12 protein-coding genes are annotated in these 13,618 nt (G+C 70.5%); 9 read left to right on the top strand and 3 right to left on the bottom strand.

All coding sequences use genetic code 11. From position 1 onward, the window contains the following. Positions 1-84 precede the first annotated feature (84 nt). Both ACFVUT_RS04560 and ACFVUT_RS04565 read right to left on the bottom strand, forming a co-directional pair. Positions 85-831 (bottom strand): Clp protease N-terminal domain-containing protein, encoded by a 747-nt coding sequence (locus ACFVUT_RS04560; RefSeq protein ID WP_389647072.1) that lies wholly within the window; start codon positions 829-831, stop codon positions 85-87. Positions 832-1,078: 247 nt separating this feature from the next. Continuing rightward, on the bottom strand, positions 1,079-1,576 hold the full coding sequence (locus ACFVUT_RS04565) for a peptidylprolyl isomerase (protein ID WP_389647074.1): 498 nt from the start codon (positions 1,574-1,576) through the stop codon (positions 1,079-1,081). A 192-nt stretch (positions 1,577-1,768) separates the two neighbouring features. Between ACFVUT_RS04565 and ACFVUT_RS04570 the strand changes: the two genes are divergently transcribed. The 6 genes from ACFVUT_RS04570 (at position 1,769) to ACFVUT_RS04595 (ending at position 8,772) form a co-directional block, all read left to right on the top strand. Then, positions 1,769-3,688 (top strand): glycoside hydrolase family 15 protein, encoded by a 1,920-nt coding sequence (locus ACFVUT_RS04570; RefSeq protein ID WP_389647077.1) that lies wholly within the window; start codon positions 1,769-1,771, stop codon positions 3,686-3,688. A 265-nt stretch (positions 3,689-3,953) separates the two neighbouring features. Then, the gene (gene argC / locus ACFVUT_RS04575) at positions 3,954-4,982 is read left to right on the top strand and encodes an N-acetyl-gamma-glutamyl-phosphate reductase (RefSeq protein WP_389647080.1); all 1,029 of its coding nucleotides are present in this window, start codon (positions 3,954-3,956) and stop codon (positions 4,980-4,982) included. Then, the gene (gene argJ, locus ACFVUT_RS04580) at positions 4,979-6,133 is read left to right on the top strand and encodes a bifunctional glutamate N-acetyltransferase/amino-acid acetyltransferase ArgJ (protein ID WP_389647083.1); all 1,155 of its coding nucleotides are present in this window, start codon (positions 4,979-4,981) and stop codon (positions 6,131-6,133) included. Before argC ends, argJ begins: the two co-directional genes overlap by 4 nt. Next, entirely contained in the window at positions 6,130-7,032 is a 903-nt protein-coding gene (argB, locus tag ACFVUT_RS04585) for an acetylglutamate kinase (RefSeq protein ID WP_389647086.1), read from the top strand. The genes argJ and argB overlap by 4 nt, the downstream gene beginning before the upstream one ends. Continuing rightward, positions 7,029-8,225 carry an acetylornithine transaminase gene (locus ACFVUT_RS04590; RefSeq protein WP_389647089.1) on the top strand — a complete coding sequence of 399 codons (1,197 nt, stop codon included), beginning with the start codon at positions 7,029-7,031 and terminating at the stop codon, positions 8,223-8,225. The genes argB and ACFVUT_RS04590 overlap by 4 nt, the downstream gene beginning before the upstream one ends. Before the next feature lie 10 nt (positions 8,226-8,235). Beyond that, positions 8,236-8,772: an arginine repressor gene (locus ACFVUT_RS04595; protein ID WP_389647092.1), complete on the top strand. Its 537-nt coding sequence runs from the start codon at positions 8,236-8,238 to the stop codon at positions 8,770-8,772. Positions 8,773-8,805: 33 nt separating this feature from the next. Here ACFVUT_RS04595 and ACFVUT_RS04600 read toward each other — a convergent pair whose 3' ends face one another. Continuing rightward, positions 8,806-9,507, bottom strand: a complete 702-nt coding sequence (locus ACFVUT_RS04600; RefSeq protein ID WP_389647095.1) for a L,D-transpeptidase — start codon at positions 9,505-9,507, stop codon at positions 8,806-8,808. A 255-nt stretch (positions 9,508-9,762) separates the two neighbouring features. Here ACFVUT_RS04600 and ACFVUT_RS04605 point away from each other — a divergent pair, with 255 nt between their 5' ends. The 3 genes from ACFVUT_RS04605 to ACFVUT_RS04615 all read left to right on the top strand — a co-directional run bounded on the left by ACFVUT_RS04605 (position 9,763) and on the right by ACFVUT_RS04615 (position 13,583). Continuing rightward, entirely contained in the window at positions 9,763-10,956 is a 1,194-nt protein-coding gene (locus ACFVUT_RS04605; protein ID WP_389647098.1) for an argininosuccinate synthase, read from the top strand. An 88-nt stretch (positions 10,957-11,044) separates the two neighbouring features. Continuing rightward, positions 11,045-12,478: an argininosuccinate lyase gene (gene argH / locus ACFVUT_RS04610; protein ID WP_389647101.1), complete on the top strand. Its 1,434-nt coding sequence runs from the start codon at positions 11,045-11,047 to the stop codon at positions 12,476-12,478. Positions 12,479-12,611: 133 nt separating this feature from the next. After that, positions 12,612-13,583, top strand: a complete 972-nt coding sequence (locus ACFVUT_RS04615) for an aldo/keto reductase (RefSeq protein ID WP_389647104.1) — start codon at positions 12,612-12,614, stop codon at positions 13,581-13,583. Positions 13,584-13,618: the final 35 nt, after the last annotated feature.

Raw genomic sequence — 13,618 nt, forward strand, 5'->3', positions numbered from 1 at the left:
GAGAAGGCCGCGGGACGCGCGGCGGATCCGTGAGCAGGGCACGGCCCGTCGCGCCTGCCGGACGTTCCCGCCGCGCGCGGTCGGCTACGCCTCCTCGTCGGAGGAGGCGCCGGTGAGCAGCGTGAGAGCCTCGACGACGGCGGCCTCGACCGCGGCCTTGTCGACGCCGAGCCCCGTCAGCACGCCCCTGCCGTCCTCCTGCTCCAGCAGCGCGAGCAGGATGTGCTCGGTACCGATGTAGTCGTGGCCCAGGCGCAGGGCCTCCCGGTACGTCAGCTCCAGCGCCTTTCGGGCCCCGCCGTCGTACGGGATGAGGTCCGGCAGCTCGTCGGCCGCTGCGGGCAGCGCCTCGGTCGCGGCCCGGCGGACGGCCTCCGGCGTGATGCCCTGGGACGTGATGAACGCGGCGCCGAGGCCCTCCGCCTCGGAGAGCAGCCCCAGCACGAGGTGCTCGGTCCGCACCTGGTCGTTGCCCGCCGCCCGGGCCTCGTTCTGCGCGGCCATCACGACGTTCTTGGCCCGCGGGGTGAAGCGCCCGAACCCCTGGCTGGGATCGAGGTCGGAGGGCTCGCCGGGAGCCTTGGCGACGAACCGCTTCTGGGCCGCCTGCCTGGTCACGCCCATGCTCTTCCCGATGTCCGTCCAGGAAGCGCCCGAGCGCCGTGCCTGGTCCACGAAGTGACCGATCAGATGGTCGGCCACTTCACCCAGGTGGTCCGCGGCGATGACGGCGTCGGAGAGCTGGTCGAGTGCGTCGGTGTGGGACTTCTTGATGGCCTCGATCAGGTCGTCGAGGCGCACGGGGTTGGTCATGCGTACAGGATTCGCCATGTGTCAACCGTAGGTTGACACATGGCGAGTGTCAACCGTCAGTTGACAGGCGGGTGCGGGGCTTCCGGCGCACCTGCCACGCGGATCTGCGGAGGAGGCGGGAGCGGTCGGACCGGCCGAGCCCTCCTGGCGAAGACGTCTGTCCGGGGCGGTGTTTCGATTTCCTCCGCCCGCCCCGTACGACGGAGCGCGCTGCCCGACAGGGGTCTGTCGGGCAGCGCGCTCGTTCAGCGGTTCTGGGTGCGGGTCAGAGAACGCCGCTGTCCGCGATGGTGACCTTCGCCTTGGGGCGGCCGCTCTGCGAGCCCAGGGCCTCGATCTTCTTGACGAGGTCCAGGCTCTCCTGGTTGTCGACCTCGCCGAACACCACGTGCTTGCCGTCCAGCCACGACGTCACGATCGTCGTGATGAAGAACTGGGAGCCGTTGGAGTTGGGGCCGCTGTTGGCCATGGAGAGCAGGCCCGGCTTGGTGTGCGCGAGCTTGAAGTTCTCGTCCGCGAACTTCGCGCCGTAGATGCTCTTGCCGCCCGTGCCGTCGCCCCGGGTGAAGTCGCCGCCCTGGAGCATGAACTCGGGGATGATCCGGTGGAAGGACGATCCCTTGTAGCCGAAGCCCTGCTCGCCGGTCGCCAGCGCGCGGAAGTTCTCCGCGGTCTTGGGAACGACGTCGTCGAACAGTTTGAACGTGATCCGCCCGGCGGGCTCGTCATTGATGGTGATGTCGAAGAAAACCTTGCTCGTCATGACACCATCCTGACATCAGCCCGCTCGGCGTCGACCGGCGGGAGGGCGCGGCCGCACCGGGACGGGTGACGGACTCGGCCGTCCTCGCAGGCCATGAAAGGGCTCCGGGCGCCGCGGCGCCCGCTCCCGCTGTCCCGCACCTCGATGACTGGTTAGCCTGAAGTGTGGTGGGGCTGCTCAGGGAGGTCTGATGTGACCAGGGAAGCCCATGCCGGTCCAGGAGAGTCCGATGGCTTCGGTGTACCTCCGGATGCCGGTGCGACGCGCTACCCGCCCATCGCCGAGCACGGGCTGATCGGCGATCTGCGCAGCGCGGCACTGGTGGACAGCAACGGCACCATCGACTGGTACTGCTGCCCGCGCTTCGACGCGCCCAGTGTCTTCGCCTCGATCCTCGACGCCGAGCGCGGAGGGTCCTTCGAGCTTGCCGCGGACGCCCCGACGCGCACCAAGCAGTTCTACTTCCCCGACACCAATGTGCTGATCACCCGCTTCTTCGCGGACGACGGGGTCGGTGAGATCCAGGACTTCATGCCGGTGGTCGACGATTCGCGCGAGGCCGACCGGCACCGGCTGATCCGCCGCGTGGTGTGCGTGCGCGGATCGCTGCCGTTCCGCGCCCGTGTGGCACCCCGCTTCGAGTACGGGGCGCAGCCGCACACCGTGCGCGCCGAGCACGGCCAGGCGGTCTTCGAGTCTCCTTCGCTCACCCTCGCGCTGACATCGAGTGTGCCGATCGAGGTCGCGGGTCAGGACGTCTGGTCGTTGTTCAAGCTGCGCGAGGGCGAGTCCGCCGTCTTCGCCCTCGACCGGGTCGGCGGCGAGGTGGCCCCCCGCTTCTGCCCGCTGTCCGAGGCGGAGCAGCAGTTCAACGCCACCGTCGGGTACTGGCGGCGGTGGCTGTCCCGGTCGCGGTACCGCGGTCGCTGGCGCGAGATGGTGCACCGCTCCGCCCTCACCCTGAAGCTGCTCACGTACGCCCCGACCGGCGCCATCATCGCCGCGCCGACCACCAGCCTGCCCGAGCGCATCGGAGGCGAGCGCAACTGGGACTACCGCTACGTATGGATCCGTGACGCGGCCTTCTGCGTCTACGCGCTCCTCAGGCTCGGCTTCACCGAGGAGGCGGAGGCGTTCATGTGCTTCCTCTCCGAGCACGTCCGTCTCGAACAGGGCGGACCGGCCGCGGCGGACGTGGGGACGGGAGTGGCGGGAGCGACCGAGGCGGCCCGTTCCACCGGCCCGCTGCAGATCATGTACGGCATCGACGGACGCCGTGAGCTGCCCGAACGCATGCTGCCGCATCTTGAGGGCTACCGCGGCTCGGCGCCCGTACGCGTCGGCAACGGCGCCGTCCACCAGTTGCAGCTGGACATCTACGGGGCGCTCATCGACGCCCTCTACCTCTACGACAAGTGGGGACAGCCCGTCTCCAGCGCGCACTGGGACAGCATCAGCGAGCTCGTCGACTGGGTGTGCGACCACTGGGACCAGCCCGACCAGGGGATCTGGGAATCGCGCAGCGGGCGCAAGAACTACCTCTACTCGCGCTTGATGTGCTGGGTCGCCATCGAACGCGCCATGCGGCTGGCCACGCATCGCGGACTGCCCGTCGACATCGTGCGGTGGGGCCGGGCGAGGGACGCGATCTATCGCCGGATCATGAATCACGGCTGGTCCGCCGAACGGCACGCCTTCGTCCAGTACGAGGACGGTCATGTCCTGGACGCGTCCCTGCTGATGATGCCGCTGGCGAAGTTCATCTCACCCACGGACCCGAAGTGGCTCGCGACGCTGGACGCGCTGGGCGAGGACCTGGTGTCCGACTCGCTGGTCTACCGCTACGACCCGCAGGCCAGCCCGGACGGACTGCACGGCGACGAGGGCACGTTCTCGATCTGCTCCTTCTGGTACGTCGAGGCGCTGACCCGGGCCGGCCGCCTGGACGAGGCCCGGCTGGCGTTCGAGAAGATGCTCACGTACGCCAACCACCTCGGCCTGTACGCGGAGGAGATCGGCCACACCGGGGAGCAGAGCGGGAACTTCCCGCAGGCCTTCACCCACCTGGCCCTGATCAGCGCGGCCTTCAACCTCGATCGCGCGCTCGGTTGAGGGCTGTCCCCGCAGTCCCTCCCGCCGACGGCGCCCGTGCCGTCGGCGGTCCTGCCGCCACTCCCTGGGCGGGTACGCCTCGCCGGGGTTCGCGCGGTGCCGCCCGGAACAGCTGCGGGGGCCGGTCCTCGCCGGGGCCGGCGCTTCGACGCGCGCTCGGCTCGGCCCGGGCACCCGCCTCCCCGACGCGACCTCACGCAAGCCGAGATCTTTGCATAAAAGTGCACTGATGCGTATAGTCATGCCATCGACGAGGAGGATATCGATGGTGGTACGTGCAGCAGTGGCAGGGGCGAGCGGATACGCCGGCGGGGAGCTGCTCCGCCTCCTGCTGGTCCACCCCGAGGTCGAGATCGGGGCCCTCACCGCCAACTCCAACGCGGGGCAGCGGCTCGGTGCGCTTCAGCCGCATCTGCGGCCGCTCGCCGACCGTGTGCTGCAACCGACGACGCCCGAGGTTCTCGCCGGTCACGATGTCGTCTTCCTCGCCCTTCCGCACGGCCAGTCCGCCGCCGTCGCCGAGCAGCTCGGCGACGAGGTGCTCGTGGTCGACATGGGCGCCGACTTCCGGCTCAGGGACGCGGCGGACTGGGAGAAGTTCTACGGCTCCCCGCACGCGGGGACCTGGCCCTACGGGCTGCCGGAGCTGCCGGGCGGCCGCTCGGCGCTGACGGGATCCAAGCGCATCGCGGTGCCGGGCTGCTACCCGACCGCCGTCTCACTGGCGCTCTTCCCGGCCTACGCCGCCCACCTGGCCGAACCCGAGGCCGTGATCGTCGCCGCGTCCGGCACCTCCGGGGCGGGCAAGGCGGCCAAGCCGCACCTGCTCGGCTCCGAGGTGATGGGCAACATGACGCCGTACGGCGTCGGCGGGATCCACCGCCACACCCCCGAGATGATCCAGAACCTCAGTGCGGCGGCCGGCGAACCCGTCACGGTCTCCTTCACGCCGACTCTGGCCCCGATGCCCCGCGGCATCCTCGCCACGTGCAGCGCGAAGGCGAAGCCGGGCGTGAGCGCCGAATCCGTCCGCGACACGTACGAGAAGGCGTTCGCCGACGAGCCGTTCGTCGACCTGCTCCCCGAGGGACAGTGGCCCGCGACCGCGTCCGTGTACGGCTCCAACGCCGTGCAGATCCAGGTCGCGTACGACGAGGCGGCGGGCCGGATCGTCGTCATCAGCGCCATCGACAACCTCGCCAAGGGCACCGCCGGCGGCGCCCTGCAGAGCATGAACATCGCCCTCGGACTTCCCGAGGACACGGGTCTTTCCACGATCGGAGTCGCACCGTGAGTGTCACGGCAGCACAAGGGTTCTCGGCGGCGGGCATCGCCGCGGGGATCAAGGAGAGCGGTAACCCGGACCTGGCCCTCGTGGTCAACCACGGCCCGCGCCGCGCCGCCGCGGGCGTCTTCACCTCCAACCGCGTCAAGGCCGCCCCCGTCCTCTGGTCGGAGCAGGTGCTCAAGGGCGGCGAGGTCAGCGCCGTCGTACTCAACTCCGGCGGCGCCAACGCCTGCACGGGTCCGCAGGGCTTCCAGGACACGCACGCCACCGCGGAGAAGGCCGCCGAGATCCTCACCGGTCACAGCGCGGGCGAGATCGCGGTCGCGTCGACCGGGCTGATCGGCACACTGCTCCCGATGGACAAGCTGCTCCCCGGCATCGAGAAGGCCGCCGCCGCCCTCAGCGAGCACGGCGGCGAGAAGGCCGCCATCGCGATCAAGACCACCGACACCGTCCACAAGACCGCCGTCGCGGGCGGCGAGGGCTGGACCGTCGGCGGCATGGCCAAGGGGGCGGGCATGCTCGCCCCGGGCCTCGCCACCATGCTGGTCGTCCTCACCACCGACGCCGATGTGGAGGCCCCGGCGCTCGATGCCGCGCTGCGCGCCGCCACCCGCACCACCTTCGACCGGGTCGACTCCGACGGCTGCATGTCGACCAACGACACCGTGCTGCTGCTGGCTTCCGGAGCGAGCGGGATCACCCCGGAGCAGGACGAGTTCGCCGAGGCTGTGCGGACCGTCTGCGCCGACCTCGCCCGGCAGCTCATCGGTGACGCCGAGGGTGCCTCCAAGGACATCCGGATCGAGGTGGTCAACGCCGCGACCGAGGACGACGCCGTCGAGGTCGGACGTTCCATCGCCCGGAACAACCTCCTCAAGTGCGCCATCCACGGCGAGGACCCCAACTGGGGCCGGGTGCTCTCCGCGATCGGTACGACGAAGGCCGCCTTCGAGCCGGACCGGCTGAACGTCGCCATCAACGGCGTCTGGGTCTGCAAGAACGGCGGCGTCGGCGAGGACCGCGATCTCGTCGACATGCGCTACCGGGAAGTGAAGATCACCGCCGACCTGGCCGCCGGCTCCGAGTCCGCCGTCATCTGGGCCAACGACCTCACCGCGGACTACGTCCACGAGAACAGCGCGTACAGCTCATGACTCCGGCGCGGAAGCACACCGCACTCCCGAAGGCGCAGATCCTCATCGAGGCACTGCCCTGGCTGACCCGGCACAACGGCAAGACCGTCGTCATCAAGTTCGGCGGCAACGCCATGATCGACGAGGAGCTGAAGGCGGCCTTCGCCCAGGACGTCGTCTTCCTGCGCCAGGCCGGCCTCAAGCCCGTCGTCGTGCACGGCGGCGGCCCGCAGATCAGCGCCCAGCTCGACAAGCAGGGTCTGGTCAGCGAGTTCAAGGCCGGTCTGCGCGTCACCACGCCCGAGGCGATGGACGTCGTACGGATGGTGCTGGCCGGACAGGTCCAGCGCGAACTGGTCGGCCTGCTCAACCAGCACGGGCCGCTCGCCGTCGGTATGACCGGCGAGGACGCCCACACGATCACCGCCACTCAGCTCAGGCCGACCATCGACGGCGAGGTCATCGACATCGGCCTGGTCGGCGAGATCACCGCCATCGACACCGGGGCGATCCAGGCGCTGCTGGACGACGGCCGGATCCCCGTCATCTCCTCCATCGCACGCTCCGCCGACGACACCCACGTCTACAACGTCAACGCCGACACCGCGGCTGCCGCACTGGCCGCCGCGCTGAACGCCGAGACGCTGATGGTCCTCACCGACGTCGAGGGCCTGTACGAGGACTGGCCGAACAGCGACGACGTGATCAGCCGCCTCACCGCCACCGAGCTGGAGAAGCTGCTGCCCGAGCTGTCCAGCGGCATGGTGCCGAAGATGCAGGGCTGCCTGCACGCCGTACGCAACGGTGTCGAGACCGCCCGTGTCATCGACGGCCGGGTCCAGCACTCGATCCTGCTGGAGATCTTCACCGACGAAGGAATCGGCACGATGGTCGTGCCCGACGCGCAAGGGGAGTCATGAGCAACCAGGAGCTCTCGCAGCGCTGGCAGCACGCGCTGATGGACAACTACGGCACGCCCCGGCTGTCCCTCGTCCGCGGCGAGGGCGCCCATGTGTGGGACGCCGACGGCACCGAGTACCTCGACTTCGTCGGAGGTATCGCCGTGAACGCGCTGGGCCACGCGCACCCCGCCGTCATCGAGGCCGTCTCCACCCAGGTCGCCTCGCTGGGCCATGTGTCCAACCTCTACATCGCACCACCGCCCGTCGCCCTCGCCGAACGGCTGCTCCAGCTCTTCGGCCGCGACGGCCGCGTCTACTTCGCCAACTCGGGAGCCGAGGCCAACGAGGCCGCCTTCAAGATCGGCCGGCTGACCGGGCGGACCCACATGGTCGCCACCGACGGCGGCTTCCACGGCCGCACCATGGGCGCACTTGCGCTCACCGGCCAGCCCAAGAAGCGCGAGCCTTTCGAGCCGCTGCCCGGCGATGTCACCCATGTCCCTTACGGAGACGCCGAGGCGCTGCGGGCGGCCGTGACCACCGACACCGCACTGGTGATCATCGAGCCCATCCAGGGCGAGAACGGTGTGGTCGTGCCGCCCAGGGGCTACCTGGAGGCGGCCCGGGAGATCACCCGGGCCACCGGCACCCTGCTCGTGCTCGACGAGGTGCAGACCGGTGTCGGCCGTTGCGGCAACTGGTTCGAGCACCAGGCCCACCAGGGCGTCGAGCCCGACATCGTCACCCTTGCCAAGGGGCTCGGCGGTGGTCTGCCGATCGGTGCCACCGTCGCGTTCGGCCCGGCGGCCGAGCTGCTGAAGCCGGGACAGCACGGCACGACGTTCGGCGGCAACCCGGTCGCCTGCGCCGCCGGTCTCGCCGTCCTGGACACCCTGGCGGCCGACGGCGCCCTGGACCACGTGAAGCGGCTCGGCGAGAAGATCCGGGAAGGCGTGGAGGGGCTGGGGCACCCGCTGGTCTCCCACGTCCGCGGCTCCGGGCTGCTGCTGGGTATCGTGCTCACCGAGCCGCTCGCGCCCCAGGTGCAACAGGCGGCTCAGGGCGCCGGAATCCTGGTGAACGCACCCGCCCCCGACGTGCTGCGGCTCATGCCGCCGCTGATCATCGGTGACGCCGAGGTGGACGCGTTCCTCCAGGCACTGCCCGGCGCTCTCGACACGGCACAAGGGGACGGGCGATCCGGAGAATGAGGCGACGACGATGACCGAGGCGCAGGAGACCGAGCACGGCGGGCCGTCCGTGCCGCAGACCCGCACCGCGCGCCACCGCCGGATCGTGGACATCCTGAACCGGCAGCCGGTGCGCTCGCAGAGCCAGCTGGCCAAGCTCCTCGCCGACGACGGGCTGAGCGTCACCCAGGCGACGCTCTCCCGCGATCTGGACGAGCTGGGCGCGGTGAAGATCCGCAACACCGGAGGCGAGCTGATCTACGCGGTCCCGAGCGAGGGCGGCTTCCGTACCCCGCAGGCACCGCTGGGCGAGTCCGTGAAGGAGGAGCGGATGCGGCGCCTCTCCGCCGAACTGCTCATCTCGGCGGAGGCCTCGGCCAACCTCGTGGTGGTGCGTACGCCTCCGGGGGCGGCACAGTTCCTCGCCTCGGCCATCGACCAGGCCGAACTGCACGACATCCTCGGCACCATCGCGGGTGACGACACACTGATGCTGATCAGTCGTGACCCGGCGGGCGGCCAGGCGCTCGCCGAGCACCTGCTGCGCCTGGCCCAGAACGGGCGCTGAACGGACGCCGCGCCCGTCGGGTGCGTGAGCCGTTCAGTAGCGCGTGATCGCGGTCGGGCCGGTACGGGTGCCGATCGCGATGTGCGGACCGCGGACCGGATCCACCCAGTCGAGGATCCGGTCCATCGCCGCAGTCGGTACCGACACACAACCGGCTGTCGCGCCACGCCCGTTGACATGGAGGAAGATCCCTGCGCCCCGTCCCCGCACCGGCCGCTCGTAGTTGAAGCCGATGACGAGCGCACGGGCGTACTGCGTCGGATACGAGGCGAGGCGCTCCGACTCGCTCGCCCGGCAGTCCGCCGGCCGCGGCTCGACCCAGCGGTTGTAGGCCCGCGCCCCGGTGTCCTCGCACCACCACGACCGGCTGTTGACGCGGCGGTACGGATGACTGGTGCCGGGCGGGGCCGCCTTGATCCCGAAGGCGAACGGCAGGTCGTACAGGCCGGTGGGTGTCGTGTCGGTGCCCTGCTTGCGCGAGGCGCCCTCGGCCAGGCCCTTCGCGCCGAACCGGGCCGGTGCGGACCCGCCCTTCACCCAGACGCCCCGGCGGAGGTTCCACCAGGTCACGGTGCCGGTGGTGGAGCCCTTGGCCGGGGCCTCCGCCGTGATCAGCTGAGTCCCACCGCCGGTGTCCGCCATCCGGGCCGGGAGCGTCTGCGCTGTGGCGGGCACGGCCGCGACCGATCCCGCCGCCGCGAGCAGTACCGAACCGATCACCAGAGATCTGCGCATGCCCCGGACGTTAGACCGTGCTGCGCGGTGTCACCTCCACATCCGGCGCATACGGCTCGATCTCACCCCACGAGCGGCAGCCCCGGCTCCGCCGAGCGGGCCGGGTGGCGGTGGCGTACGGCCCCGTCGCGTGTGCGCCCGGCCCGCTTCGTCGGAGGGTGGCTGTCGTGACGCGCCACCCGTCCGCACTTTTGACAGAACATACAGAGGACTGCATAGTTATACCTATCAGTGGTTGTACCTGAGGAGACACCCATGACCGAGCGCGTCGTACTCGCCTATTCGGGCGGCCTGGACACCTCCGTCGCCATCGGCTGGATCGCCGAGGAGACGGGCGCTGAGGTCATCGCCGTGGCCGTGGACGTCGGCCAGGGCGGCGAGGACCTGGACGTCATCCGCAAGCGCGCGCTCGCCTGCGGTGCCGTCGAGGCCGAGGTCGCGGACGCCAGGGACGAGTTCGCCGAGGAGTACTGCCTTCCGGCGATCAAGTCCAACGCCCTCTACATGGACCGCTATCCACTGGTCTCGGCCCTCTCCCGGCCGGCCATCGTCAAGCACCTCGTCGCCGCCGCCCGCAAGCACGGCGCCGGTGTCGTCGCCCACGGCTGCACCGGAAAGGGCAATGACCAGGTCCGCTTCGAGGCCGGTATCTCCGCGCTCGGCCCCGACCTGAAGTGCATCGCTCCGGTCCGCGACTACGCGATGACCCGGGACAGGGCGATCGCCTTCTGCGAGGAGAAGCACCTCCCGATCGCGACCACCAAGAAGTCCCCGTACTCCATCGACCAGAACGTCTTCGGGCGTGCCGTCGAGACGGGCTTCCTGGAGGACATCTGGAACGCCCCGATCGAGGACATCTACGAGTACACCCAGAACCCCGCCGTCCCGCGCGAGGCCGATGAGGTCGTCATCTCGTTCGAGGAAGGCGTGCCGGTGGCTGTCGACGGCAGGCCCGTCACCGTCCTCCAGGCGATCCAGCAGCTCAACCAGCGGGCCGGCGCCCAGGGCATCGGCCGGATCGACCTGGTCGAGGACCGCCTGGTCGGCATCAAGTCCCGCGAGGTGTACGAGGCCCCGGGCGCGATCGCACTGATCACCGCCCACCAGGAGCTGGAGAACGTCACCGTCGAGCGCGAGCTGGCCCGCTACAAGCGGCAGGTCGAGCAGCGCTGGGGCGAACTGGTCTACGACGGCCTGTGGTTCTCGCCGCTCAAGCGCGCCCTGGACGGCTTCATCGACGAGGCCAACCGGCACGTCACCGGTGACATCCGCATGACCCTGCACGCGGGCCGGGCCGTCGTCACCGGCCGAAGGTCCGAGCAGTCGCTCTACGACTTCAACCTGGCCACCTACGACTCGGGCGACACGTTCGACCAGTCCAGGGCGCAGGGCTTCATCGAGATCTTCGGCCTCTCGTCGAAGATCGCCGCCAAGCGCGACCTGCCCTGAGCCCCGTAGTCACCTCACCGCCTCCCCGGACCCTTCCGCGCGGGGAGGCGGTCGCACATCCATCCCCTGTCCTTCCGAGGAGCACGCAGTGAGCAACGGCAACGGCAAGAGCGACGTACGCCTCTGGGGCGCCCGCTTCGCCGACGGTCCGGCCGAGGCGCTGGCCAAGCTGTCCGCGTCCGTCCACTTCGACTGGCGGCTCGCGCCGTACGACATCGCCGGCTCCCGCGCCCACGCGCGTGTGCTGAACAAGGCGGGCCTGCTCACCGAGGACGAGCTGAACCGCATGATCTCCGGCCTGGACCAACTGGAGGCCGATGTGGCCGACGGTTCGTTCACCGGCACCGTCGCCGACGAGGACGTCCACACCGCGCTGGAGCGCGGCCTGCTGGAGCGCCTCGGCCCCGACCTCGGTGGCAAGCTGCGGGCCGGCCGGTCCCGCAACGACCAGATCGCCACGCTCTTCCGGATGTACCTGCGCGACCACGCCCGCATCATCGGCGGTCTGATCGCCGACTTCCAGGACGCCCTGGTCGGCCTCGCCGAGGCGCACCCGGACGTCGCGATGCCCGGCCGTACGCATCTGCAGCACGCCCAGCCGGTGCTCTTCGCCCACCACGTCCTGGCCCACGCGCAGGCCCTCTCCCGGGACGCCGAGCGGCTGCGCCAGTGGGACGAGCGGACCGCCGTCTCGCCGTACGGCTCCGGCGCGCTCGCCGGTTCGTCCCTCGGGCTGGACCCGGAGGCGGTCGCCGCGGACCTGGGCTTCGAGCACGGTTCCGTCGCCAACTCGATCGACGGCACGGCCTCCCGCGACTTCGTCGCCGAGTTCGCGTTCATCACCGCGATGATCGGGGTGAACCTCTCCCGGATCGCGGAGGAGGTCATCATCTGGAACACGAAGGAGTTCTCCTTCGTCACCCTGCACGACGCCTTCTCCACCGGCTCCTCGATCATGCCGCAGAAGAAGAACCCCGACATCGCCGAGCTGGCCCGCGGCAAGTCCGGCCGTCTGATCGGCAACCTGACGGGCCTGATGGCCACGCTGAAGGCGCTCCCGCTCGCGTACAACCGCGACCTCCAGGAGGACAAGGAGCCGGTCTTCGACTCCTGCGACCAGCTCGAAGTCCTGCTGCCCGCCCTCACCGGCATGATGGCCACGCTCACCGTCAACCGCGCGCGTATGGAGGAGCTGGCCCCGGCCGGCTTCTCGCTCGCCACCGACATCGCCGAGTGGCTGGTCAAGCAGGGCGTTCCGTTCCGTGTCGCGCACGAGGTCGCGGGCGGGTGCGTCAAGGAGTGCGAGCAGCAGGGCATCGAACTCGACGAGCTGACCGACGAGCAGTTCGCGAAGATCTCCGCGCACCTGACCCCCGAGGTCCGCACGGTCCTCAACGTGCCCGGCGCCCTCGCGTCCCGCAGCGGACGCGGCGGGACCGCCCCGTCCGCCGTGGCCGTCCAGCTCACCGAGTTCAAGGCCGACCTCGCCGTCCAGCAGCAGTGGGCCACCGCGAAGAACTGACGACGGGGTACCGGCGGAGCCGAAGTCGGATCCGGGGCGGGGAGCGGCAGTTCGCTCCCCGCCGCCCGGTTCCTTTCGGCTGGGTTACGTTGACGTCGACGGGGGAGCGCACCCGATCGACGAGGAGCCCACGATGCCATTCGCCCGGCTGGCCACAGCGACGACCGCGACCGCCCACATCGGGCTCGGTCTGGCAGCGGTCGGCAGGCCCGGCTACATCAACCTCCACCGCGACCGCGACCTGCCGGGCGACCGCGGAGTCGAAGCGCTGCGCGCGCGGACCCACGAGCTGCTGGACGCCGCCTACGCGCAGGGCGTTCGCTACTTCGACGCGGCGCGCTCCTACGGCCGTTCGGAGGAGTTCCTGGCCGAATGGCTCACGGCGCGCCCGGACGCGCGCGACGTCGTCATCGGCAGCAAGTGGGGCTACACCTACACCGCCGACTGGAACGTCGAAGCCGAGACGCACGAGGTCAAGGACCACGGTCTCGCCACGTTCGAACGCCAGCGGGCGGAGACGGACGCGCTGCTCGGCGACCGGCTCGACCTGTACCAGATCCACTCGGTCACGGCGGACAGTCCGGCCCTCACCGACAAGGAACTGCACGCACGGCTCGCCGCGCTCGCCGCGGAAGGCGTCAGCGTCGGCCTCTCCACGAGCGGGCCGGACCAGGCCGAGGCCATCCGGGCCGCCCTGACCGTCGAGGTCGACGGGAAGCCGCTCTTCCGTACGGTCCAGGCCACCTACAACGCCCTGGAGACCTCGGCCGCGGCGGCGCTCGCCGAGGCCCACGCGGCGGGACTCACGGTGATCGTCAAGGAAGCCATGGCCAACGGCCGGCTCGCCGGGACGGAGGCCCCCGCAGTGGTCCGGGAGATCGCCGCCGAGTCCGGTCTGGGCAGCGACGCGGTCGCCCTGGCGTTCGTGCTGCACCAGCCGTGGGTGGGCGTGGTCCTGTCCGGTGCGGCGACCGTCGACCAGCTTGCCGGAAACCTGCACGCACCCCTCGTCGACCTCGACGAGGAGCGGCGTGACCGGCTCGACTCGCTCGTGGAGGAGCCGGAGGCGTACTGGCGGCACCGCGCCGCCCTGCCGTGGAGCTGACCCGGCCCTCAGAACCCGCAACGGCCCCGCTCGCC

Origin of the sequence: Streptomyces sp. NPDC058051, assembly GCF_042885475.1 — a bacterium.
Classification (GTDB): Bacteria; Actinomycetota; Actinomycetes; order Streptomycetales; family Streptomycetaceae; genus Streptomyces.

Coding starts and splice junctions, on each gene's coding strand:
- ACFVUT_RS04560 (WP_389647072.1), bottom strand. CDS start 831: ATGGCGAATCCTGTACGCATGACCAACCCCGTGCGCCTCGACGACCTG.
- ACFVUT_RS04565 (WP_389647074.1), bottom strand. CDS start 1,576: ATGACGAGCAAGGTTTTCTTCGACATCACCATCAATGACGAGCCCGCC.
- argC (WP_389647080.1), top strand. CDS start 3,954: ATGGTGGTACGTGCAGCAGTGGCAGGGGCGAGCGGATACGCCGGCGGG.
- argB (WP_389647086.1), top strand. CDS start 6,130: ATGACTCCGGCGCGGAAGCACACCGCACTCCCGAAGGCGCAGATCCTC.
- ACFVUT_RS04590 (WP_389647089.1), top strand. CDS start 7,029: ATGAGCAACCAGGAGCTCTCGCAGCGCTGGCAGCACGCGCTGATGGAC.
- ACFVUT_RS04595 (WP_389647092.1), top strand. CDS start 8,236: ATGACCGAGGCGCAGGAGACCGAGCACGGCGGGCCGTCCGTGCCGCAG.
- ACFVUT_RS04600 (WP_389647095.1), bottom strand. CDS start 9,507: ATGCGCAGATCTCTGGTGATCGGTTCGGTACTGCTCGCGGCGGCGGGA.
- ACFVUT_RS04605 (WP_389647098.1), top strand. CDS start 9,763: ATGACCGAGCGCGTCGTACTCGCCTATTCGGGCGGCCTGGACACCTCC.
- ACFVUT_RS04615 (WP_389647104.1), top strand. CDS start 12,612: ATGCCATTCGCCCGGCTGGCCACAGCGACGACCGCGACCGCCCACATC.